This window comes from Chryseolinea sp. H1M3-3, from assembly GCF_029360725.1.
Taxonomy (GTDB): Bacteria; Bacteroidota; Bacteroidia; order Cytophagales; family Cyclobacteriaceae; genus Chryseolinea.
On the sequence record NZ_JARKMY010000010.1, the window covers coordinates 61,862 to 82,755 of the forward strand.

General features: G+C 40.5%; 21 protein-coding genes. 4 read left to right on the forward strand and 17 right to left on the reverse strand.

All coding sequences use genetic code 11. The features are described from left to right. Positions 1-110: 110 nt before the first annotated feature. Together P2W71_RS17175 and ssb are read right to left on the reverse strand one after the other, a co-directional pair. Entirely contained in the window at positions 111-2,105 is a 1,995-nt protein-coding gene (locus tag P2W71_RS17175; RefSeq protein ID WP_276372524.1) for a VWA domain-containing protein, read from the reverse strand. Between the two features lie 180 nt (positions 2,106-2,285). Continuing rightward, complete coding sequence (gene ssb, locus P2W71_RS17180; protein WP_276372525.1) at positions 2,286-2,621, reverse strand: single-stranded DNA-binding protein; 336 nt, start codon at positions 2,619-2,621, stop codon at positions 2,286-2,288. Between the two features lie 167 nt (positions 2,622-2,788). Between ssb and P2W71_RS17185 the strand changes: the two genes are divergently transcribed. Together P2W71_RS17185 and P2W71_RS17190 are read left to right on the forward strand one after the other, a co-directional pair. Further along, the gene (locus P2W71_RS17185; RefSeq protein WP_276372526.1) at positions 2,789-3,154 is read left to right on the forward strand and encodes a hypothetical protein; all 366 of its coding nucleotides are present in this window, start codon (positions 2,789-2,791) and stop codon (positions 3,152-3,154) included. Between the two features lie 464 nt (positions 3,155-3,618). Next, positions 3,619-4,191 carry an NUMOD4 domain-containing protein gene (locus tag P2W71_RS17190; protein WP_276372527.1) on the forward strand — a complete coding sequence of 191 codons (573 nt, stop codon included), beginning with the start codon at positions 3,619-3,621 and terminating at the stop codon, positions 4,189-4,191. A gap of 37 nt (positions 4,192-4,228) precedes the next feature. Here P2W71_RS17190 and P2W71_RS17195 read toward each other — a convergent pair whose 3' ends face one another. Together P2W71_RS17195 and P2W71_RS17200 are read right to left on the reverse strand one after the other, a co-directional pair. Then, positions 4,229-4,603, reverse strand: coding sequence for an Hsp20/alpha crystallin family protein (locus P2W71_RS17195; RefSeq protein WP_276372528.1), 375 nt, complete (start codon positions 4,601-4,603; stop codon positions 4,229-4,231). A 138-nt stretch (positions 4,604-4,741) separates the two neighbouring features. Continuing rightward, positions 4,742-7,840 carry a caspase family protein gene (locus tag P2W71_RS17200; protein WP_276372529.1) on the reverse strand — a complete coding sequence of 1,033 codons (3,099 nt, stop codon included), beginning with the start codon at positions 7,838-7,840 and terminating at the stop codon, positions 4,742-4,744. Positions 7,841-8,221: 381 nt separating this feature from the next. Between P2W71_RS17200 and P2W71_RS17205 the strand changes: the two genes are divergently transcribed. Both P2W71_RS17205 and P2W71_RS17210 read left to right on the forward strand, forming a co-directional pair. After that, complete coding sequence (locus P2W71_RS17205; protein ID WP_276372530.1) at positions 8,222-9,916, forward strand: S8 family peptidase; 1,695 nt, start codon at positions 8,222-8,224, stop codon at positions 9,914-9,916. Positions 9,917-10,179: 263 nt separating this feature from the next. Next, positions 10,180-11,094, forward strand: coding sequence for an aspartyl protease family protein (locus tag P2W71_RS17210; protein WP_276372531.1), 915 nt, complete (start codon positions 10,180-10,182; stop codon positions 11,092-11,094). Here the strand turns inward: P2W71_RS17210 and P2W71_RS17215 are convergent. From P2W71_RS17215 to P2W71_RS17275, 13 genes are all read right to left on the reverse strand, one after another. Next, complete coding sequence (locus tag P2W71_RS17215) at positions 11,091-11,804, reverse strand: TerC family protein (RefSeq protein WP_276372532.1); 714 nt, start codon at positions 11,802-11,804, stop codon at positions 11,091-11,093. The genes P2W71_RS17210 and P2W71_RS17215 overlap by 4 nt on opposite strands. A 3-nt stretch (positions 11,805-11,807) precedes the next feature. Next, a complete protein-coding gene (locus P2W71_RS17220; protein WP_276372533.1) occupies positions 11,808-12,785 on the reverse strand; it encodes an MlaD family protein in 978 nt (325 codons plus the stop codon). 10 nt (positions 12,786-12,795) lie between these two features. After that, the gene (locus tag P2W71_RS17225) at positions 12,796-13,572 is read right to left on the reverse strand and encodes an ATP-binding cassette domain-containing protein (protein WP_276372534.1); all 777 of its coding nucleotides are present in this window, start codon (positions 13,570-13,572) and stop codon (positions 12,796-12,798) included. Next, positions 13,569-14,324 (reverse strand): ABC transporter permease, encoded by a 756-nt coding sequence (locus P2W71_RS17230; RefSeq protein ID WP_276372535.1) that lies wholly within the window; start codon positions 14,322-14,324, stop codon positions 13,569-13,571. The genes P2W71_RS17225 and P2W71_RS17230 overlap by 4 nt, the downstream gene beginning before the upstream one ends. Before the next feature lie 139 nt (positions 14,325-14,463). Further along, positions 14,464-14,979 carry a low affinity iron permease family protein gene (locus P2W71_RS17235; RefSeq protein ID WP_276372536.1) on the reverse strand — a complete coding sequence of 172 codons (516 nt, stop codon included), beginning with the start codon at positions 14,977-14,979 and terminating at the stop codon, positions 14,464-14,466. A 61-nt stretch (positions 14,980-15,040) separates the two neighbouring features. After that, positions 15,041-16,078, reverse strand: coding sequence for a DNA topoisomerase IB (locus P2W71_RS17240; RefSeq protein WP_276372537.1), 1,038 nt, complete (start codon positions 16,076-16,078; stop codon positions 15,041-15,043). A gap of 288 nt (positions 16,079-16,366) precedes the next feature. Beyond that, a complete protein-coding gene (locus P2W71_RS17245; RefSeq protein ID WP_276372539.1) occupies positions 16,367-16,720 on the reverse strand; it encodes a hypothetical protein in 354 nt (117 codons plus the stop codon). A gap of 238 nt (positions 16,721-16,958) precedes the next feature. Then, positions 16,959-17,531 carry a ferritin-like domain-containing protein gene (locus P2W71_RS17250; protein ID WP_276372540.1) on the reverse strand — a complete coding sequence of 191 codons (573 nt, stop codon included), beginning with the start codon at positions 17,529-17,531 and terminating at the stop codon, positions 16,959-16,961. Positions 17,532-17,692: 161 nt separating this feature from the next. After that, entirely contained in the window at positions 17,693-18,175 is a 483-nt protein-coding gene (locus P2W71_RS17255) for a pyridoxamine 5'-phosphate oxidase family protein (protein WP_276372541.1), read from the reverse strand. 16 nt (positions 18,176-18,191) lie between these two features. Next, positions 18,192-19,397 carry an FAD-dependent oxidoreductase gene (locus P2W71_RS17260; RefSeq protein ID WP_276372542.1) on the reverse strand — a complete coding sequence of 402 codons (1,206 nt, stop codon included), beginning with the start codon at positions 19,395-19,397 and terminating at the stop codon, positions 18,192-18,194. Positions 19,398-19,466: 69 nt separating this feature from the next. Then, entirely contained in the window at positions 19,467-20,159 is a 693-nt protein-coding gene (locus P2W71_RS17265) for an OmpA family protein (RefSeq protein WP_276372543.1), read from the reverse strand. Positions 20,160-20,166: 7 nt separating this feature from the next. After that, the gene (locus P2W71_RS17270; RefSeq protein WP_276372544.1) at positions 20,167-20,613 is read right to left on the reverse strand and encodes a hypothetical protein; all 447 of its coding nucleotides are present in this window, start codon (positions 20,611-20,613) and stop codon (positions 20,167-20,169) included. A gap of 74 nt (positions 20,614-20,687) precedes the next feature. After that, the gene (locus P2W71_RS17275; RefSeq protein ID WP_276372545.1) at positions 20,688-20,873 is read right to left on the reverse strand and encodes a CsbD family protein; all 186 of its coding nucleotides are present in this window, start codon (positions 20,871-20,873) and stop codon (positions 20,688-20,690) included. Positions 20,874-20,894: the final 21 nt, after the last annotated feature.

Here is a 20,894-nt window from a genome sequence, read left to right on the forward strand (position 1 = left end):
CTATTGAAAGTATTGAGATGGTTGAAGTTCGCAGTGTTGAAGTTGAGCGCTTCCGTTCGATTTTGTTTCGCACGTATGATTCGTATTTTTCAACGCCAATGTTTCTTCACTTACTTTAAGAAACGAATGAATAGGATCTCCACAAACAGAAAGAACAATGCTAGTATAAGGGCATATTTCCATAATGGAGTGCCCAAATATCGCTCCTTTATTTCGTTGCTGAAAGCCTCTTGAGAACCAACTTTAAAAATTGTAATGTTATCGCCATCTCCTAAAAGTTCTTTCATATCCGCTCCATCGTATTGATCTAACAATGACTCTCTTTTATCAACGTTAAACGCTACCAGGCCTACTGTGTCACGATTTGCCACAATTTTATAAAAACCCTTAGTAATCGAAAATTTAGGCAGATCAAAAATTATCTGTTCGTTTAACTTTCTTTGGGCGGGAACGATTTCTTCCTCACCTATCCAACGTAGAGGCTCTTCGCCCTGGAGACTATCCGCGCGCATTTGAATATAACTTTCTTTCAACGTATAGTACAATTTCGCTTCGTTTCTAATGCTGCTGGATGCAATGCGATACATGACCGGGACAAATAGCGCGTGATTAAAAAAGTCAGTTTGCCCAGGCTGGAGAGCCGTTGCGGCTACATATAATTTACCGCCCTGATCAAAACGAGACAAAAAGGGCTGATCGTTTTTGAAACGTAAAATGGCGGAACGATCGCTCCCCCAATCGAGCAATTTGCTGGCTCTCGGCATCGCGATGGCTACTGATTTTTCTTCAAAAACGTTTTCAAAAAACGGGTTAGAGAAGTCGGGTTTATCGAGTTCCTCTTGGGTAACCTTTTCAGGAACATTAACCAGCGGGAGTTGCAGGAAATTTTTCAAACTCGCAACGTCCGGATTACTACCTGGGAAGAAAAGTATCGTTCCGGAACCTACTAAATAATTCCTCAATGCCTCGCCCAACGGTACATCTATGCTATTTAGTCCATTCAAGACCACCAGGTCGGCCTGACGTAACAGGCTATAATTAAAATTACTTACTGCATAAGAGGAAAAATTAAAAATTTGTTCATTTCCAAAGACCTTTTCTACAACGGTTCGGGTGTCTGAACTACGAATTTCGAGGACGGTAATTTTATCTGTAAAGTTCAGGGCCAGGTAAAAATCATTATCAAACGTGATGGGAAAATCATTGAATGACAGCTTACCTTCATTCAGTCCTGAAAGGCTTGAAGAAAGATCAAAACTGCTTTCTGCAGTACCTTTTGCCGGAATGGTAACTGACGTAGTAGCCGCCTGAATATCGTTTATTGAAAGCTTCAGGTTTAATCGCTCGGCATCTTTATCGCCATCATTTCGGACCTTTATATGCAATATATTTTTTCCGCCTCCGGCGGCAAATGGGTTCTCTAAATGAGCTGTATCCACAAAAACGTTGGATTGCTTGCTGAATTGAATAGGAACCAGATGCAGCTTAGATATACTGTCCCAAAAAACAATTGGACCCTGAGTTGATTTTTGCAAATCAGAAATCCAGAATACCTCCTGATTTCGCGATGTACGAGACTGAGATATCCTGTCAACCACTTCTTTCTGTGTTCGGCTTACGGGCGACAACCGAATTTGAGTAAGCAGATCGAGAATCTCTGGTTTAGTTTTATAAGTATTGGATGTTGGCGCAAAATCGTTCGTTATCAATTTGTATCGTGTATCGGGTGGAAACAAGTCAACAATACTTCGCGCAAATGACGTTGCCACTTCAATGCCCCGGCTCTTATCATCGGTTTGCGCGGACATGCTCTGGGAATTATCGAGGTACAAAATAATATTGCGGCCGTTACCCAGTTGTTCTGCAGCAGGTATAATCGGTTGACAAAATGTAATAACCAGAAAAAATAAAAACATCAACCTGGAGAGCAAAACCAGATAGTGTTTCAATCGTCTTTTCGCGGTGGTGGCCTCTTTTACCTCTCTTAAAAATCTGTTATTTGAAAAAAAGACCTGCGTTGTTTTACGAAAATTGAATAAATGAACAATGATTGGTATAGCGAGGGCTAGCAAGGCCCATAGAAAAGAAGGATATAAAAAACTCATCAGGACAAAACTAATTAAAAAATGTTGCCAGAAAGTCCCCCTTTACACGGTTAAAGGTATCCTTGTTTTAGGCGGCACCTAAACTACAACGCTATCGGCATCAGAAAATTCTTAAAAATCAGATAAATGGAAAAAAACCCGGCTGCTTAAGGCCGGGGTTTCCTTCTAAATAACGTCTGGTTATTTCCGATCGAGCATCAACATTTCGGTGACATTAATTTCAGTTATGTAGCGCTTCTCCCCTGTACCAGTTTCATAGGCGCGGTGTATGAGCTTACCTTCTACAGCAACCTCTTTACCTTTTTTCAGATATTGACCTGCAACATCTGCAAGTTTTCCCCAAATAACCAGGTTATGCCATTGGGTATCTTGCACTTTTTCACCTTTTTGGTTTTTGTAGGAATCGGTGGTCGCAATGGTGAATGTCGCCATTTTCTTTCCACTTTCGAACGTACGGACTTCCGGATCTTTACCGAGGTGGCCAATTAGTTTTACACTGTTTCTTAGATTTGTCATAACGTATAATTTAAAGTTTAACATACAATTTGAAATTCGATCCGGCTTTGATTTTGTGCCCTGCGAACTGATGGAACAAAGGTGGAGGTAGAAAAATATTCGATTTGTATGTTAAACACTTACTTTCGATTATATTCGTTTGTTGTCATTTGTAAATGTTCCGTTGTATGTTATTAAAAGAAGAAAAGAGCTGCCAGGAATGCGGCAGGGTAATTATCGGGCGAATCGACAAAAGATTTTGCTCGGATCAATGTAGAAATTCCTTCAACAACCGGTTAAACAGTGATGTCACCAATTACGTCCGCAACATCAATAATGCTCTGCGGAAAAATCGGCGCATCCTTATGGAGCTTAATCCGGACGGCAAAGCGAAGATGAGTCGCGACCGGCTTTTGTCCAAGGGATTTGACTTTGGACATTATACAAGTTCTTACCGGACTAAGGATGGCGCGCAATACTTCTTTTGCTATGAGCAAGGGTACTTACCTATGGAAAAAGACTACTACCTGCTTGTAGTTAAGAAGGGATTCTAAAAACAACGGTAGGGCCACTTTAAGACACGGAATCCCCAATCATAGGGGCTACACGCTGTTTGGATGCGTATATGATAGCGTTATAGGCTTAAAATTAGGTTTACCACCCTATCCATACCCTATTTTTCGCTTCTACCCAGGCAGTGAAGAGAGAAAGAATTCACAATGCTTGCATTCTAAGGAGGATCCTAATAACTTGTTATAATTATTCCTCGCTAACCGTTAAGCCAACATCCTGGAGCTGCGTTAGGTATTTACCAGATCCCTTATTGGCAGAAACGTACTTAGAAATGAACCTTATGGTGAAAGATGGATTTGCATCAGCCCAACCTCCCTTATGGACTTGTTCCTTAATGGGCACTTATTTATCCAACTGCTACGATACAGAACTTAGTACATCAGAAATATTGGAGCTTTAAAATCAAAAAATCAAAAACAAATCTGAACCTTTACATCTTAAACCTATGGCTAAAACAAGTAAACCAACCAAACTTAAACTTCTACCAGGTGAAACATGGAAGGAGTTGAAATTAAAGAAAGGAACAACCACCAAGCGTTATTCCGTTTCTGACAAAGGACGAATTGTTAGTTTCAAAACAAAATTAGAGGATGGCTATGTGCTTAAGCCCCGGCTCACGCAAGGTTATCCAAGCATAACGATCGGCCGGGAAGAGACAAGACAAAATTATTATATCCACCGTTTAGTCGCTGAATACTTTTGCAAGCAATCTTCATCAAGCCACAATTTTGTGATTCATGTTGACCATAAAAAGGAGAATAATAAAGCATCTAACTTGAAATGGGTTAAGCATGATGATCAAATCCAACATGCGCTGAAAGATCCTAATGTCATTGTAAGAATGAATCCGGACGAAGGACCAAAATTAACTACTGATAAAGTAAAACAAATCAAGGTAGCGCTCTTCAAATCGAAAAAGCAACCTACGCTCAAGGCGCTAGCAAAAAAATTCAAAGTTTCTGACATGCAAATTCACCGGATCAAAACCGGCGAAAACTGGAGTCACGTAAAAGTGTAATAAAAAAGCCCCTTATACAGGGGCTTTTTTATTTGTGCTAATCTCCGCTTGTTTTAATCTTTCTATGATAACCGTTGGCCAGCGCATTGAAAGGTAATGTAATCACCAACGCCTCTCCTTCTATCGATGAATTAATTTTACCTATTTCAATAAAATATGGTAACGTTCGATTGTATATAGTATAGGGCAACCGTATGTGTTTTCCTGCTGAACTAATATTCAGGAAATAGAAAACATTAAGCGTATTATTATTTACTTCCACTTCGATTGAATCCGGATTGATACTTGGCACCTTAATCCGCATTTCGCGAGCATCTTCCCGTTGACTGACTGAAATCTGGGGCTCGCTGATCCCTCCATGCAATGTGTTTAAAACATCCACGGAAGTCAGTATGTCTAATCTGTTTTCCATGTTTTCTCCTTTTTTACTGGAGAATCTCAACGACCATACCATCCGCAAATAATCCTTCATTTCGCGTCAGAATGACATAAAAGCTTCTTTCTGGCGACCGAAACCTGACAAAACCATCAAAAATTTCAGCTTGGTTTACTATCGTTCAATAATGGAAATAGGGAAATCATTACCGGTTATATATCCAGTGGGATACTGCGCCTGTCCGCCATACTGCTTGGTAAGTTCTGGAACACGGTCCTCCATGTAAAATTTCAATTCATTGACGGTTATCTTTCTGTCACCATTATCCGCCTTTCCATCTAATGCTTCGAGTAAGGCGTAGGTAAAGACACCATGTTTCAGCGCTTCAAACTCCGTGGCCAACTGCTTCGTACCACTGGAAGCAATCATCACAACGCCAGAGCTACGCGCTAATTGAACCATTGCCTTTTCGTCGGTAGCGACACCCCGCGTGCTTAATGACTTCAAAGCACCTCCGGAGTGGCAAGCATCCATGAGCACAATTTGTTTTTGCGATTTAATCTGTGTGAGAAATCCTCGGATATCGGTGGCTGAAATTCCCCGCGCATGGAGTTGCTCAGGATCGCCATAAAACTTCGTTATATCTGTGGGCACCAAATAGTATTCCTCATTATTTTCTTCATCCAAGGTACCATGGCCGGCGTAGTAAAACATAAAAACATCCTCGGGCTTCGCTCGCGAAATCATGGCTTTAAATGCTGACGTTATATTTTCCTTTGTCGCTTCCTCGTCATATATCTCTAAACGGTTTACACTCTTGAAGATGCTCTTGCTTCTTTCGTTCAATTTTTCCACAAAAGAAAATGCGTCCGGCTGGGCATAGTTCAGATTATAAGCACTGTTCTTGTATTTATTGATCCCGACAGCTAAGACGTGTAGTGTAGAAGTGGCAATTACCTCTCCGGTATACTCAATCACCAATTCATCGGACCGTGACTCAATCTTTTGAAAGTTCATGACTTTCACACGAAATTCGTTCGTCTCGTTAAACATTTCCACGGCATAGGTTTTCGAACGCTTTTCACCCGCTCGGGAAGTTTTTACATCCTTATCGCTAATAATAAGTTTATCATTTTGATAGATGTTAACTTCTTTAACACCACCCCCGCCATCATAAATATCAACCGTGATCGGTATTGTCCGAGCCTGGGTGAAAAATTTACCTTTATCATACTTCAGTAAATCAGTAGCGCGTGTAGTTACGGTGATGTCAAAAAAAGCAACGGAAGGGCGATGCAATTTACTTAAATCAAAAATACGCTCTCCTGATTCACGCAGGATGTCCTCCACCCGCTTTCCTTCCTTGATACTATTGCTGACTTCCGTTGGCCGGTATAAAATTTCAAAGTACTGTTCCGCTGAATAAAAATCAGCCAACTGGGTAATTCCGCGGTTAATATGCCATCCGAAATATTGGCCACCATCTGAAGAGCAAGAAAAATAGCCCCTTGGTGTCCAGCAAATCCATTCATAGTCTTCTGTGATAAATAAAGAAGCAAAGGGAATTACCTGTTCACCAAGCGTTTTAAAAACCTCCTCAATATTTTTGTATACTTTATTTCCTGACGCTTTCAAAAAAGCAATAACATCCATCCATGCTTTTTTTGTTGGCTCTTTGGTGAGTGAATCAATTGGTAACGAAGTAAAAAACGAAGCCCACTCTTCACCTTCAAAAGTTTGTCTCAGACTCGGCGCGAACCCGCTTTCAGATAATTTCCATAAAATAATGGATTGATCTTCGCCTCCTGAGGCCAAATATTTTCCATCTGCGCTAACGGAGATAGACCGTACCGCCCCATAGTGACCAACAAATTCTTTGCTCAAAAAACCATTTCTATCAAACATTTTCAATGAAAAATCACTGGCGACAATTACGCTGCCGTCAGCTAAGGCATGATAGTCGAGTATGCGGCCATCCTGATTTTCATCCGTTTGAATTTTCTTACCTTTTGGCAGATCTAACGTGTTTGGCCCTGTTCTAGAAATACCTTTAATTATTTCCTTACCTTCCGATTTAAGAGCAGACGGAGTTCTATTGATCGTCAGAGATTCAAAATCAAAACTAGCTTTGTAGAGCGGCTTTTTATCCTTTGCAAGTTCCTGGGATATTAAAAGTTCCATACCAGGTCCGAAGGCAATATCTTGAATGGCATTACCTTTCCCTTTAATTTTTCTAACGGTAAGGCCATTGATCGGATTCCACAAAATGATCTCGTTGTTGACGCCTCCCGCTGACGCAACAACGTAGTTTCCTTTTAAAGAAGGAGCAAATGCAGCACTAAACACAGTGTTATCATGGCCGGTAAAATCAGCGAATTTATTTCCCGCTGGAATTCCCCAGCTTGTTCCTTTGCCAATTACATCGAGCCCTACCATGATTTTTGAATCGGCAGAAAAAGCGATTGCATTGATTGGATTTTCAAGGTTATCAAATTCTTTCACGACAGTTCCATCCGCACGCCACAATATCAATTCATTTTCATAACTGCTGCTGGCCAGAAAGGAACCATCCAATGTATAAACAATTTTATCGATAGCTCCCTTGTGCTTCTTCAAGGTTCGCGCGGTAAATTTTGTTATTCCTTTGTCAATTCCTGCCAATCCATAAATCAGAATATCACTACTCTCATGAGCCACCGCAAGATCCTGCGTAACTTTATTAAATGCTACACACGAAACAGGGGAAGGAACAGTAATGGTAGAAATAACGGATAGCTTAGACGCAGCATCAACTTTCCAGATCTTCACCGTATTATCGGCGCTTCCACTTGCAAGATATTTTCCTGAACCATTGAAGCTCAAACTGTTGATTACATCGGCATGACCTACCGCCGTGCTTACCTGGATTCCTTTTTCAAGGTCAATAAGAATTATATAATTTTCCGTTTCAGATTCGACTTTGTATCCAGCAACAGCCAGCAACTTACCATCAGGAGAAAGTGCTGAAGCATAAAACATACCTTCCGGACCGTCTCCAATTTGCGATTCAAATTTTTTCATCATGGCGCCGGTTTCCGTATTCCAGGTTCGAATTGTTTTATCCTCCGAAACAGAAATAATTTGCGAACCGTCAGGACTGAAAATAACGTTATGAATTTTGGCCGAATGACCTTGCGGATTGACGACAATTCGCGGCGCCTGCGCATAACTATATATAGATAGCGTAATGAGCAGGATAACAGTAATGACTTTTTGGCTCACCGTGGTGGACATAGGTTTATTTAGGTGACATTCAAGTCATCTCAAAAATGAGACTACAAGCTTGTCAGCTTAGGAATTTTGTTACTTATTATTATGTTTCCTTAACGAATTCCGAGCATCAATTTTACATTTATGCTGATGATCGGCATACCAGAAAAGCAAACCATAAAACAAGATTAAAGTGCCAAAAACTATAAACATTCTATATCATGGTTGTTTAACAAATGTAGATCAAAGCCTTGCTTTGTGCTGGTAAGTATGCTTCAACTGGGTACGGAAGTAATGTCGGCAAGACTTTTGTCACATTTGGGCCGGAGCCGTTAGCATAATAACTGAAATTAGTAAACCTAATCACCTTATCTTTAAGCTTTTATAATTGATAAACATAGAATTATGACAATGAGAAAATTGCGGGTTTTGCTAGTCGTTTTGGCTAGTGTGTGCGTTATTGACACATTTGCCCAAAAGGATACGTCTAGCCTGGCAGACACGGCGGATGTTGCGCAAGATTGGTTTTTGAAAGACCCAGAAGTTGATAGATATCAGGGAACCAGTACGGAAAAAACTTACGCTACCTTATTGCAGGGTAAACCTTCAAAAAAGATTCGAGTAGCTGTAATCGACTCTGGTATTGACATAGACCACGAAGATCTTAAGGATGTTATATGGACTAACGATAAGGAAGTGAAAGGAAATGGAATTGACGACGACAAAAACGGATATGTCGACGATATACATGGATGGAATTTTATTGGAGGCAAGTCGGGGTCAGTAAATGCCGACACCTATGAAGTAACACGAGAGTATACACGATTAAAACCCCTTTATGATTCTATCGATGAGAAGAAAATTAAGAAAAAAGACAGGGCCGAATATGAACTTTGGAAAGTGGTGAAAACCGAATACGAAAAAGAATTAAAATCGAACCAGGAACAATTTGATGTATTCTCTCAACAATACAGTTTATATGTTAACGCTTTTCGTACCCTTAGCTATTGCGACAGTATTGTCAGCACCAGCCTTGGTGTAAATTCAGTTTCCAAATCTTCCTTATCATCCCTCACTACAGCAAATGACACTGTTCTTTTTGCTAAGGAAACTTTGTTGAAAGTTTTGGAAAATGTAGAGGGTGATATTATGGTCGCTGATTTTCTTGAAGAGCTGAGAGTTTACATCGACGACTTGCAGGAAGGCGTCGATCACTTTAAGGCTGCCGTTGAATTTGGTTACAATACAGAATACAATTCAAGATTAATTGTTGGCGATAATCCCAATGATCCTTACGAAAAAAATTATGGGAACAACGACGTAAAAGGTGGAGATGCAAAACACGGAACTCATGTAGCGGGCATTATCGGTGCCAATCGAAAAAATGATATTGGAGTTAAAGGGATTGCAGATAATGTTGAAATAATTGCCATTCGTGTTGTTCCACCCAATGGTGACGAACGCGACAAGGATATTGCCAACGGAATAATTTATGCAGTGGATAATGGAGCTCAAATTATTAACATGAGTTTTGGAAAAGACTATTCACCACACAAGGAAGCGGTGGATAAGGCAGTAAAATATGCCGAGCAAAAAGGTGTATTATTGATGCACGCGGCAGGCAATGAAGGAGAAAACCTTGACAATACGGCACAGTTCCCTACCCGCCAGTATAAGAATAAGAAAGTAGCTCAAACCTGGATGGAGATCGGTGCCTCGTCGTGGGGAAAAGACAGTAGTTTAGTAGCATCGTTCTCAAACTATGGCAAGAAAACAGTCGACTTGTTTGCCCCTGGGGTTGAGATCTATTCAACGACGCCCGGCAACACCTATGAAGATCTTCAGGGTACGAGTATGGCCTGTCCTATTGCAAGTGGCGTGGCTGCACTGGTATGGTCATATTTTCCGGACCTTACTGCAACACAAATAAGAGAAGTTCTGAACCAGTCATCGCGTCGGTTTGATGGACTGAAAGTTACCCAGCCCGGCAGTAGTAATACCGTTCCCTTTAATCAGCTGAGCATTACCGGTGGAATGGTCAATGCCTATGAAGCTATTAAACTTGCACAGACCATTAAATTCCAGGCTGCTAAAAAATAACGAACACAAAACGTTCGATAGCGAAACAGAAAAGTCCGGAAGACAATGTCCGGACTTTTTTTGTGCCGAAAATTTCCCACACACTCACGCAAAGTGCGTGATGATTTAGTCTAATAATTACCGACTTCAGTACCGCGTTTCAGTGAAACCCTGCCTTCGCTTCGTACAACGGGTCATTTACACGTCCGAAAAAATCAGCCTTAACGCGTCTTATAGAAATGACAAGGGCGGTGTAGCTTTTCATCTTCTTAGTGATGCGCTACATGAAATCTTTTTTACGGGTTAGCTTTTTGTTCTTTATAGGCCTTAATACTTGTGCCCATGGTGCTGAATCCAAAGCTGGTTTTTTTCTCCCTGAAAATGTTTCCGAGGTCACTTTCAAATTTCAGTCTATTCGAAATTTAATTGTATTGCCCGTCATTATTAATGATTCTATAAAAGTCAATCTAATTCTCGATACGGGTTGCAGGAACCTGGTATTGTTCGGAAAAAAATTTCAAAAGCTATTTAAAACGGAACCTGATAAGAAAATTCAATTTTCAGGCTTAGGTATAGGAGATGCCATTCACGGCAAACTCGCTTTGAATAACAAGGTTTCCATTCATGCGGTACTCGGTGAAAAAATTCCCGTGGTTCTCGTGTCGGAAAAAAATCTGTTCTCTGCGTATTCAGACATCCATGGTGTTATTGGCTATGATATCTTTATCAAGTTTGAAATTGAACTGGATCACATGAGGCAACTGATCACGTTTAGACCAGCCGCTACTGCAACGCTTTCGTCCGATTACGAAAAAATTCCGCTGCGCATTGAAGACGCCAGGCCACTAATTCAATCCCGAATATTTTTAACTGAGGGTGACGGACAATCATGTGATCTCATGTTGGATACTGGTTCATCGCTCGGTCTTTTAGTAAAAACATCCGATCTCAAGAAATTTCCGCGAAGCATCCACCAAAAGATTTTGGGTAAAGGCCTCAATGGTGATGTAATTGGTATAGAAACGACTGCCGAAAGGCTAATGCTTGATACTTTTGAAATTTATGCCATACCCGCCGGCGTCACTTACTCGTCATGGCATAATTATGCCTCTGTCGGCATGGATGTCATGAAAAACTACACCGTTGTATTGAATTATTGTAAAGCTTATGCAGGGTTTAAAAAGTACACCGCGCGTTAAATTCTCTTGGCAGCCTTCTTCCTGATTTTCATATTTAAAATTTCAACTCCAAGCGCAAAGGCCATCGAGAAGTAAATGTATCCCTTGGGCACATGTACATGTAATCCTTCCATTACAAGGACCATACCGATCATCAGTAAAAACGAAATGGCCAGAAGTTTCATTGTTGGGTGATTGTTAATAAAGCTGCTGATCTTTTTCGAAAAGATTAACATCACTCCGAGAGAAATGACAATTGCTATAATAATAATGGCGAGATTTTCCACTAATCCTACCGCAGTTAAGATGGAGTCTAAGCTAAATACCAAATCCAGCAATACGATCTGAATGATCGCAGAGCGAAAGGTAAGCACTTTCACATCCCGGTCTTCGTGTTTACCTTCCAGCTTCGCGTGCATTTCAGAAGTACTTTTCGCCAGAAGGAACAGACCACCAATCACCAATATCAGATCGCGATAGCTCAGAGTAAATTCTTGGATTGTGAATATCGGCGCACGCAGTCCTATAATCCAATTGACACCCAACAGGAGAAGAATCCGCACAATCAACGCCAGGGTTATCCCAATATTACGGGCTTTGCTTTGCTGAGAAACAGGTAAGCGACCACTGACAATTGATATGAATACGATATTGTCAATCCCTAAAACAATTTCGAGGAATGTTAATGTTAGTAAGCTGATTAGACCCTCAGCTGATAATAGTTCTACCATGAATTATTTATTTTGCTCCTTAACTTTTTTTGCCTGTTTCCTGAAATAACCCCGAAACAGAAAGTTGTGACGCAATGCTTCCATATTTTGATCGAGTTTAACGGACGCGGATTGTGCATTGCTTAAAGTATGTCGAAGTTTATTTGCAAATGTACTGTCGGATACTAACACCCCGATAGCGTTATTCTCGTCATTGAATTTCGCAACCACCTCTTTTAGGTCTTCAGACATTACTTTTGCATTCACACCTGCCTCCGCTACGTTTTGTAGTGCACTATTAAATGTGGTGGCGTAGGTTGAATCTTTAATAAGTTTTGTAACAAGACCCTCGCCACTATTTATTTCAGAAACTAATTTTTTCAAGTCTACCGTGGCTTGATTTGTATTTTGACTTGCTAAACGGAGGGAATTAATCGTTTCGCGAAGATCACGAGATAGCTCTCCCTCGTTTAAAAGCTCTCCAACCACGCCTTGTCCCTTGTTAATTTTTGCTGTGATCATTTTTAAGTCGTCAGTTAAGGAACGCGTATTTGATCCAACATCTTTGGCAATATTAATTAAATCTTGGGTATCGGTAGGTGAAAGTGAATTGATTGTATCATTATCCTGGATCGATTCATTTGAAGACCCGGGTCTTATGATCACAATCTTATTTCCAACCAGACCGTCAGATCCTATAAAGGCGGTCGCATCTCCCCTGATGTATTCATTCTGTTTATCTTTTAAGGAAAGGCTCACCACTACTTTTCCTTCTGAAATAATCGTCACACTTTTAACGGTTCCTATCTTTACGCCAGACAACCATACATTATCGCCCTCAGTCAGTCCTTCCACGTTTTTGAAAATAGCAGATACGGTAAAAGTTTTATTAAAAACATTGCGCTCACTGCCGATGTAAAAAATGGCAACGAAAAACAGAATTATGCCAGTGATCACAAATATCCCTAACCTTATATTTTCTCTATATTCTTTGGGTTCCATAGTCGTAGTTTTAATAATTGAAAAACTGTTTTAAGTCTGCGTCGTCACTTTTCTTTAATTCATCAAATGTTCCTTCGATTTTATTGTATCCACCGAACAGGGCGATGATTCGGTCAGAAGTATGGCGTGCACAGCTAATGTCATGTGTGATGATGATTGAAGCGGTGTTATATTTATCGCGAACCTCTAAAATCAAATCGTTAATTTCTCCGGATGTTACCGGGTCCAACCCTGCAGTGGGCTCATCATATAACATAATTTTAGGCTTCAGTATTAACGTTCGGGCTATCCCAACCCGTTTTTTCATTCCACCGGATAATTCAGCAGGAGACTGATTGACAGCTTTTTCTAAGCCCACGTCCGTTAACGCATTCATAACAAGTTCGTTTAATTCGCTTTTATCATAAATACCGCGGTTTCTTTTCAGTGGAAATTCTAAATTTTCCCTTACCGTCATGGAGTCATACAATGCGCTGCCTTGAAAGGAGAACCCCACCTGTTGCCTCAGCTCATCCAGCTTCTGACGATTAAGTGATGGAACATCATATCCCAATACATTTATTTCTCCCTCGTCAGGTTTTAGCAAACCAACCATACATTTTATAAGCACCGATTTTCCTGTTCCCGACCTGCCCAAAATCACCAGGTTTTCACGATCGTACAAATCAAGGTTGAGGTCGCGAAGCACCTTTAGGTCACCAAAACTTTTTTTCAGATGACGTACTTCGGCCACCTTTTCTCTTGTAGAAGGATTCTCGGGGTTTGTGAAAATTGTTTCCTTAGTCATCGTCTGAAGAGATTTATTACCTGTAACGTCACCAAATCCAGTATAAAAATTGAAAGCATCGAAACAACGACAGCGATATTCGCAGCCTTACCTACTCCTGTGGTGCCTTTATCTGAATGATATCCTGCAAAACATCCGACAATTCCAATTGCAAAGCCAAAGAATGCTGATTTTATCAAAGACGAAAATATATCGAGGTATGTAATAGACTCTGCAACCTCATTAAAAAACAAAAGAAAGCTTGAATTATTGATGGAGTTTACCATAAAAAAGGACCCTAAAAGTCCCACCACATCCGTATAAACGACGAGAATAGGTACCATCAAGGTTGTGGCCATTACACGCGTTACGACCAAATAAGAAAACGGTCTGGTCCCCGATACCTCCATGGCATCTATCTGTTCTGAAACTTGCATACTACCTAACTCCGCTCCAATATTAGAGCCCAATTTACCGGCACAGATCAAGCCGGTGATTAATGGCCCGAGCGACCTTACTACGGCTTGAGAAACAAGTGAAGGCAGCCACGATTCGGCGCCAAAAGAGGCTAAGGATGGTCTGGATTGCTTAGTGAAAACTATTCCAGCAATGAATGCCGTAAACGTGATGAGAAACCAGGATTTATTACCCATCGCGAAACATTGTCGCATGATTTCTCTTCCTTCATAAGGTGGAAATATTGCCTCTTTAAAAAATCGACTAATGAATCTGTATATCTCTGCAATTTGTAAAAGAAGTCTTCTGAAGTTCATTCACTTTTAATTTCTGCTCGAAGAAGAGAAATTACGTGCCATCTGTAATCCATTGTTTTAGACACCCAATAACGCTTCTAAGCATGGAAAGATAACCGCGCTGTGGATTTAAATACCCAATGTTACATGGTACAATATTCTACGCTTTGCCAGAACGTTTAGACTTTTTCCGGGTATGGAAGGTGGTAGCCTCGTCCAAGGAATGAGAACTATATAATTCGTTTTCGCTTTCTGCTAGATCGGATAACTTAACGTAAAACTTTTTTAAAACCATCAGTTCATCCTCCGTTAAATCTTCAATATCGATCAACCGGTTACTCGCCAATTCCTGACATGCAATCAATTCATTCAGCTTAAGTTGCAATGCGAGGGTATCTTTATTTTGTGATTGCTGGATAATGAATACCATCAAAAATGTAATGATGGTCGTGCCAGTATTAATTACCAATTGCCAGGTATCGGAAAAATTAAAGATTGGCCCGCTCAGCGCCCAAATAACGATCAGGCTAAAAGCAAGAATAGTAGCCCCAGGCCTGCCCGCCGCCCGTGTTACGGTCGTTGAAATTCTGTCAAAGAAAGTTGCCTTGTTGTGTGGGATTTTTGTGACGGATTGTTGACTTGATTTTCCATTGGCGGGTTTACCATTTCTTTTCATAAATTATTAGCGTTTTGAATAATAGTAAAACGCAAATAAGAAGTAAAATGCTAACCCTCCATTAAAGTTTCTTGAGAATCTTCATTAAAACTTTTTCTTCTTGAGTCAGGTCACTATGATCATCAGGTTTTTCAATTGCATCCAACTCGCGTAAATATTTTTGTAAATTATCCTCTTCGTAGAGGCGAATAATTTCCGGATGAACATAATACTTCTTACAGATGGTACGGGTATTTCCCAACTTTGAACTTACCTCATCCAAAGCTGCGACTATATTCTTCTTTTTTTCTGCTTGCGTATGTGCGTCACCCAGTGCCTTGAAAGAACTTAGAATGGAAAGGGATCCCGCCCACGTGCGGAAGTCTTTCGCCGAAAAATCCTTACCTGTCGATTCGCGGATATAGTTATTAATCATTCCCGAATCGATGCTACAGCGAACCCCATTCTCATCGAGATATTGAAAAAGCTCTTTACCAGGAATATCTTTACACGCTTGAACAATTTTGGCTAACCTTTTATTTTTTAACGTAACGGAATGGTATACGCCTTTTTTACCTTTAAAAGAAAATTTGAGAGTGGCTCCATTGATATCCACATGGCCGTCTTTTAATGTGGTAAGACCATAGGAACCATACAGTCGTTCATACTCGCTATTTCCAATTCTAATGAATGTACGCTCCATTAAACTTACGACGGTGGCAAGAACTTTTTCTTTAGAAAGGTTGGACCTGGAGATGTCATTTTCCATTTTCCTTCTCATCTGAGGAAGTACTTTTCCAAATTCATAGAGGCGGTGAAATTTTGTTTGATTGCGAACCGTATTCCAGTTCGGATGATACTTATATTGTTTTCTGTTTTTTACATCATAACCCGTAACCTGGATGTGGCCGTTTGGGCTTGGGCAAATCCATACTTTGGTCCAGGCTGGCGGAATTACCAGCCTTTTAATCCTCAATAAAGTCTCTTTGTCTTTTATCAGTTCGCCGTTCAAAGAATAGCTAAAGCCTGTTCCACGCTTTTCCCGAATTATCCCTGGGTTGCCATCAGTAACATATTCCAGGCTTGCCAAGGCAGCTGTGCGCTTATAATTCCGATGCATTTTGATTGACTCAAGTCGGGTTATATGCACAGCTCGTACGGTATGTTGATAATACTTAATACTTAATATTAAGATTATTATTGAATGAAAGCAATAGTGTGAATAGTGTAGTCGCTAAAGTACAGCATGACGAGATAACCATGATCCAATCATTGTTAAGGTAACTATAGCATAGTCGGTTAAAGGTAACCGGAGGAAACTCCGGCCTGGGTTTTACGGCACTAATCTTATCCGATACCAGCTTCATCGAGGTAAACATGACACGTACGGTTAAATCAAATGGTTAGACTATTTTTTTGTTTTGTGGATATCCTCAACCTCGCGGATAAAATTGTTCACTTTAACGTCCGCATAAGCGCCATAAGCATCCACCAGGATTCCCTTTCTTCCGTCAGCGGTTTCGATCCAATAAAGAATCGCGTTGTCCTGTGGATCTGAGTACCCTTCGAAGCGATGAAAATTAGGAATGTGCACTTCTGATGCTGAATAAAACTTGTCCCCCATTTCATCTGTAAGTCCTTTGGAGGTAATCTTAAAATTTTCCGAATATCCTTGTTGTAGGGCTTTATTAATCTTCTCGGTTAGCGTGGGCATTTTTTCAGTAGCATCAAATTTATCTCGATCGTTTACGTTGGCTTTCATAATATTTGGTTTACTTATTTATTTTAAAAATCTTGCCAATCGTAAAAACCATTGGTTTTGCCACAAAAAAGGTGGGTAATTGTAGAAACGGTGCCACAGTTTTTGGAACTTGACGGAATTATCTACATAGAAAATTTTAAACTTAAGCTGTTGACAAAGCAGTCTAGATAAATATGGGTATCACCTGTTAAAAAAAAAGCCACCCTGAAGGCAGCTTTTTCAATCACGTCATTTTGGACTAAACCTCTTCTTCATCTACTTCGCAAGCGAGTAAATTTATTTTCTCGGCAAGCTCGGTCAGCTTCACATCCGTTTCAGCCTCCTCATCCTTTATCTCTTCTAACAGTTCTGCACACTGTGTCATGCCTAAAACGTTTGCCATTGTACGAAGTGTTCCGTAAGCAGAAATTTCATAATGTTCCACTTTCTGAGCGGCGCCTATGAGTGCAGCATCGCGGGCATGTCCTTCTTCATGTTCTTCAATTTGTTCCTCACCTTCCTTGATCAAGCCTTCCATGGCTTCACATTTTTTTGCCACAGGTTTCTTCCCCAAAAGTTCGAAGCATTTCTCCAACTTCCCGATTTGCATCTCGGTTTCTTCGAGATGTGTATCGAACGCATCCCTTAGTTCTTCGTTATAAGCCGCCTTGGACATTTTAGTAAGAGCTTTTGTAAGATGCTTTTCAGCCCAATAGATATCTTTTAAAGTTTCTTCAAAAATATCTTCAAGAGTTTCTTTGGAATTTTTTGCACTGCGTGTCGAGCTCTTGGAAGAGCCACTTGTTTTGGAGGATTGTGTCTTAGTTTTCATATCTTCTTTTTTTTGTGTTTAAAACGTATGGTTTTGTGAAGGCTAAAAACATACCAGTGCATCACAATGAAAAATGCATGAAAAAGCTAATTTATCTGAGGCAGATATTCTACAATGAGAATGTGACTACCCACGTTCCTTTCATCTATGCCAATATTAACTTACATCGTTAATCTGCCATGTTCTCCGATGGAGGGTTCTGCACCGGTGATTGATGCAGTGAGTATTTTCATATAGGTTAACACCTTGCTATCGTCGTTGGTCCAATACTCCATCTCGACAGGGTTTATTTCAAGGAGCGCAAGTGAAGGATCTTTTAATCCCTTAGGAAACCAGGCCTTGACAAAGGGATTAAATAATTCTTTCATTCGTTGCTGATCGTCAACCACCCGAGCCATGCCTTCAACGCTTAGATAAATGCTATCATTCTCATTGATGTATATTAGATGAACCATTGGATTATGGTTAATATCGTCAGTCTTAAATGAATCTTTTGAAGTAAAGAACCAGATTCTTCCATTATCATCGATATCTACATGCGACATTGGCCGGAAACGGATCAGTCCGTTTTCTGAAGTTCCTAACATTGCTACGCGTGAGCGGCTTACCAGCTCTTTCAATTTTTCAATATGACTCGCTTCCATATCTTTTCCATTTAGTTTATCGATTAAAACCGAAATACTCTAAAAATTTATTATGCCGCTTTGCCACGGCATCTGATAATATCTCCATTGCCATTACACTAAACGTAATGCCATTTCCCCCAAAGCCCAACGCAAAGTAACTGTTTGGAAAATCGGGATGCAGGCCAATATACGGTAACGTATCCTTCGTCTGACCAAATGTGCCTGCCCAGGTAAAGTCAGGTACGAAATCCATACCAGGAACGCATTGGTGAAACATTGAAACCAATTGGCTCTCTTTTTTTTCAATGAGCGCGTCACGTTTTTCAGGGTCTTTAAAATTTTCATCCTCTCCACCAATCAATATCCGATTATCGGGGGTTGTCCTAAAATAACAATAGGGGTTTCCGGTGTCCCAAAAGATAGCGTCGTTCAACGCCATCGGTAGGTTTGTCAATGGTTCGCTGATGCATGCATAGGTACTAACAAGCTTTCCGATCTTCTTTCCAATTAATTCTTGTGTTTCATACCCGGTAGCATAAACAATAAAATTACTTTCTATCACAGCAGATGTATCAACGGTGACATAATTTTTACTTGCCATATTTTCAACTGAAGCCACTGCAGTGTGGTCAAACACTTTAGCGCCAAATTTCTTAACCGAATGGTCGATTAAAGCATGAGTCAACCTATATGCATCCATACGCGCTGCTGTCTCTGACAATATTCCGCCCTCACTAAGGATGCCGTAACCTTTATAAATTTGATCCGCATTAAGCCATTTCACTGTAAGGCCCGCCATTTTTCTACAGGCTAACTCCCGTTTTAGTCCATCCGCATCCTGCAGATTCTTAGCAAAAAGTAAACTATCTGTCAATTTAAAATCACAGTCGATTTTCAATGTATCTACTATTTTGTCAAGCTTATAAATCGTTTCTTCACATGCTTTATAAACATTTACGGCGGCCTCCTTCCCCACCATCTCAATCAATCCATATAGCGGTTCGTCAATTTCATATTGAACCATAGAAGTATTAGCGCTCGTACTTCCAGTGCCGATATCACGTTTATCTATTAATATTGTCTTATACCCTTCCTTACTGAACTGGTAAGACATCAACGCTCCGGTCAGCCCACCGCCTATTATCAATACATCGCACGACACATTTTTAGTGAGTGAAGGATAAGAGTTTATTATCCCATTCTTCAATAGCCAGTAAGGTTCTTTAGATCTTATTTTCACATCCTTCAAAGAAAATATAAAAGGGTTGGCTCTTTTAAGTCAAAGGGCCAACCCCACGGTACAGCCAGGCTACTCCGACTCTCCTAGCTCGCCCTTTTTTGCCAGTCGTTTCATTTCCTTATTGGCATATATCGCAACCTCTACACGACGGTTCTTTTGTCTTCCAGCCTCCGATTCATTTGAATCCAGCGGTTGACCTTCGCCGTATCCTTTAGTGGTGATTCGTGTGTCTTTAATTCCCTGACCCACTAAAAAATTTTCCACGGCATCTGCTCTATTCTCCGATAGTTTCTGATTGTAAGCGTCTTCACCTTTGTTGTCCGTATGGCCTTCAATAAGAATATTTGTGTCGTCATATTTTTTTAGTGTTTCAGACAAATCTGTAAGATTTGTTTTGGTATTTTCACGAAGACTATAAGATTCTGTGTCGAAAACCAAACCTGATTCAAAAGTGATAAGGATTCCCTCCCCTACTCTTTCTACGTGCGCTCCTTCTAAATCTCTTTTCAATTCTTCCGCTTGTTTATCCATTTGGCGGCCTATGATTGCACCAGCAGCGCCACCTACGGTAGCTCCGATAATCGCTCCTACTACGGTGTTATCGGAACGATGACCAATAGCCCCGCCGATAGCACCACCTACACCAGCACCAATGGCACCTCCTTTTGTTGTATTAGTGGCATTGCATCCCATAAGAATTTGGCTGAGTATAGCGATCAGCATGGTCAGCGCTGCCATGTGTTTTGCTGCAGTATTTCTCATATTTCAATTATTTATCGTTGTCATTATCGTCATCACGAGTGTTTTCCAAAGCCAGGTCGATTCTTTCTCGGAGCTTTTGAAACTCGAGCTTTATTTCTGCCGCCGTATTACGCGACGCTTGTTGAATATCGTCCCAGGTTTCATCAGACGAGTTGCTGATTTCATCTAATGATTTTTCAACTTTATCTCGCTGAACTGTTAGTTGTTTCTTTACACTTTCCAAATCTTCCCGCGCATCAATCTTGCCTTTTTCCAGTTCCTTCGACACTTTGTCCAAGCGGTTGTTAATATCATCGCGAAGCTCGCGAAGTTCCTGAGCCACCTCTGCCTTTTCTTTTTTAATGTCATCAACAATTGCTTCTTGCGTTGCATCAACATTATTCTCAGAAGTGCGCGTACATTGTGTAAAGATTACAGCGCTTGCCAGCGTTGCAACCAACATTACCTTTTTCATAATTTTTAAATTTTGGTGTATACTAATAGCGCCATCTATTCGATGGCGCCGTTTACTTAATTTTGATTAAGCCATTAAAAATTTTCAATTTCCTTTCGGATTTCATCCTTTGTCTTACCTAATTTTTGCTGCAAGCGTCCGTACATCTCCTCTTCTTTTCCCTTAGCAAAAGTTAAATCATTGTCGGTAAGGTTGCCGTACTTCTGTTTCAGTTTACCTTTAATCTCGTTCCAGTTTCCTTCTATGGTTAGCTTGTTCATAATTGTGGTGTTTAAGTTGAA

Bases quoted from the DNA above. Each gene is read 5' to 3' on its own strand.
- P2W71_RS17175 (WP_276372524.1), bottom strand. From the start codon at position 2,105: ATGAGTTTTTTATATCCTTCTTTTCTATGGGCCTTGCTAGCCCTCGCT.
- ssb (WP_276372525.1), bottom strand. From the start codon at position 2,621: ATGACAAATCTAAGAAACAGTGTAAAACTAATTGGCCACCTCGGTAAA.
- P2W71_RS17185 (WP_276372526.1), top strand. From the start codon at position 2,789: ATGTTATTAAAAGAAGAAAAGAGCTGCCAGGAATGCGGCAGGGTAATT.
- P2W71_RS17190 (WP_276372527.1), top strand. From the start codon at position 3,619: ATGGCTAAAACAAGTAAACCAACCAAACTTAAACTTCTACCAGGTGAA.
- P2W71_RS17195 (WP_276372528.1), bottom strand. From the start codon at position 4,603: ATGGAAAACAGATTAGACATACTGACTTCCGTGGATGTTTTAAACACA.
- P2W71_RS17200 (WP_276372529.1), bottom strand. From the start codon at position 7,840: ATGTCCACCACGGTGAGCCAAAAAGTCATTACTGTTATCCTGCTCATT.
- P2W71_RS17205 (WP_276372530.1), top strand. From the start codon at position 8,222: ATGACAATGAGAAAATTGCGGGTTTTGCTAGTCGTTTTGGCTAGTGTG.
- P2W71_RS17210 (WP_276372531.1), top strand. From the start codon at position 10,180: ATGAAATCTTTTTTACGGGTTAGCTTTTTGTTCTTTATAGGCCTTAAT.
- P2W71_RS17215 (WP_276372532.1), bottom strand. From the start codon at position 11,804: ATGGTAGAACTATTATCAGCTGAGGGTCTAATCAGCTTACTAACATTA.
- P2W71_RS17220 (WP_276372533.1), bottom strand. From the start codon at position 12,785: ATGGAACCCAAAGAATATAGAGAAAATATAAGGTTAGGGATATTTGTG.
- P2W71_RS17225 (WP_276372534.1), bottom strand. From the start codon at position 13,572: ATGACTAAGGAAACAATTTTCACAAACCCCGAGAATCCTTCTACAAGA.
- P2W71_RS17230 (WP_276372535.1), bottom strand. From the start codon at position 14,324: ATGAACTTCAGAAGACTTCTTTTACAAATTGCAGAGATATACAGATTC.
- P2W71_RS17235 (WP_276372536.1), bottom strand. From the start codon at position 14,979: ATGAAAAGAAATGGTAAACCCGCCAATGGAAAATCAAGTCAACAATCC.
- P2W71_RS17240 (WP_276372537.1), bottom strand. From the start codon at position 16,078: ATGCATCGGAATTATAAGCGCACAGCTGCCTTGGCAAGCCTGGAATAT.
- P2W71_RS17245 (WP_276372539.1), bottom strand. From the start codon at position 16,720: ATGAAAGCCAACGTAAACGATCGAGATAAATTTGATGCTACTGAAAAA.
- P2W71_RS17250 (WP_276372540.1), bottom strand. From the start codon at position 17,531: ATGAAAACTAAGACACAATCCTCCAAAACAAGTGGCTCTTCCAAGAGC.
- P2W71_RS17255 (WP_276372541.1), bottom strand. From the start codon at position 18,175: ATGGAAGCGAGTCATATTGAAAAATTGAAAGAGCTGGTAAGCCGCTCA.
- P2W71_RS17265 (WP_276372543.1), bottom strand. From the start codon at position 20,159: ATGAGAAATACTGCAGCAAAACACATGGCAGCGCTGACCATGCTGATC.
- P2W71_RS17270 (WP_276372544.1), bottom strand. From the start codon at position 20,613: ATGAAAAAGGTAATGTTGGTTGCAACGCTGGCAAGCGCTGTAATCTTT.
- P2W71_RS17275 (WP_276372545.1), bottom strand. From the start codon at position 20,873: ATGAACAAGCTAACCATAGAAGGAAACTGGAACGAGATTAAAGGTAAA.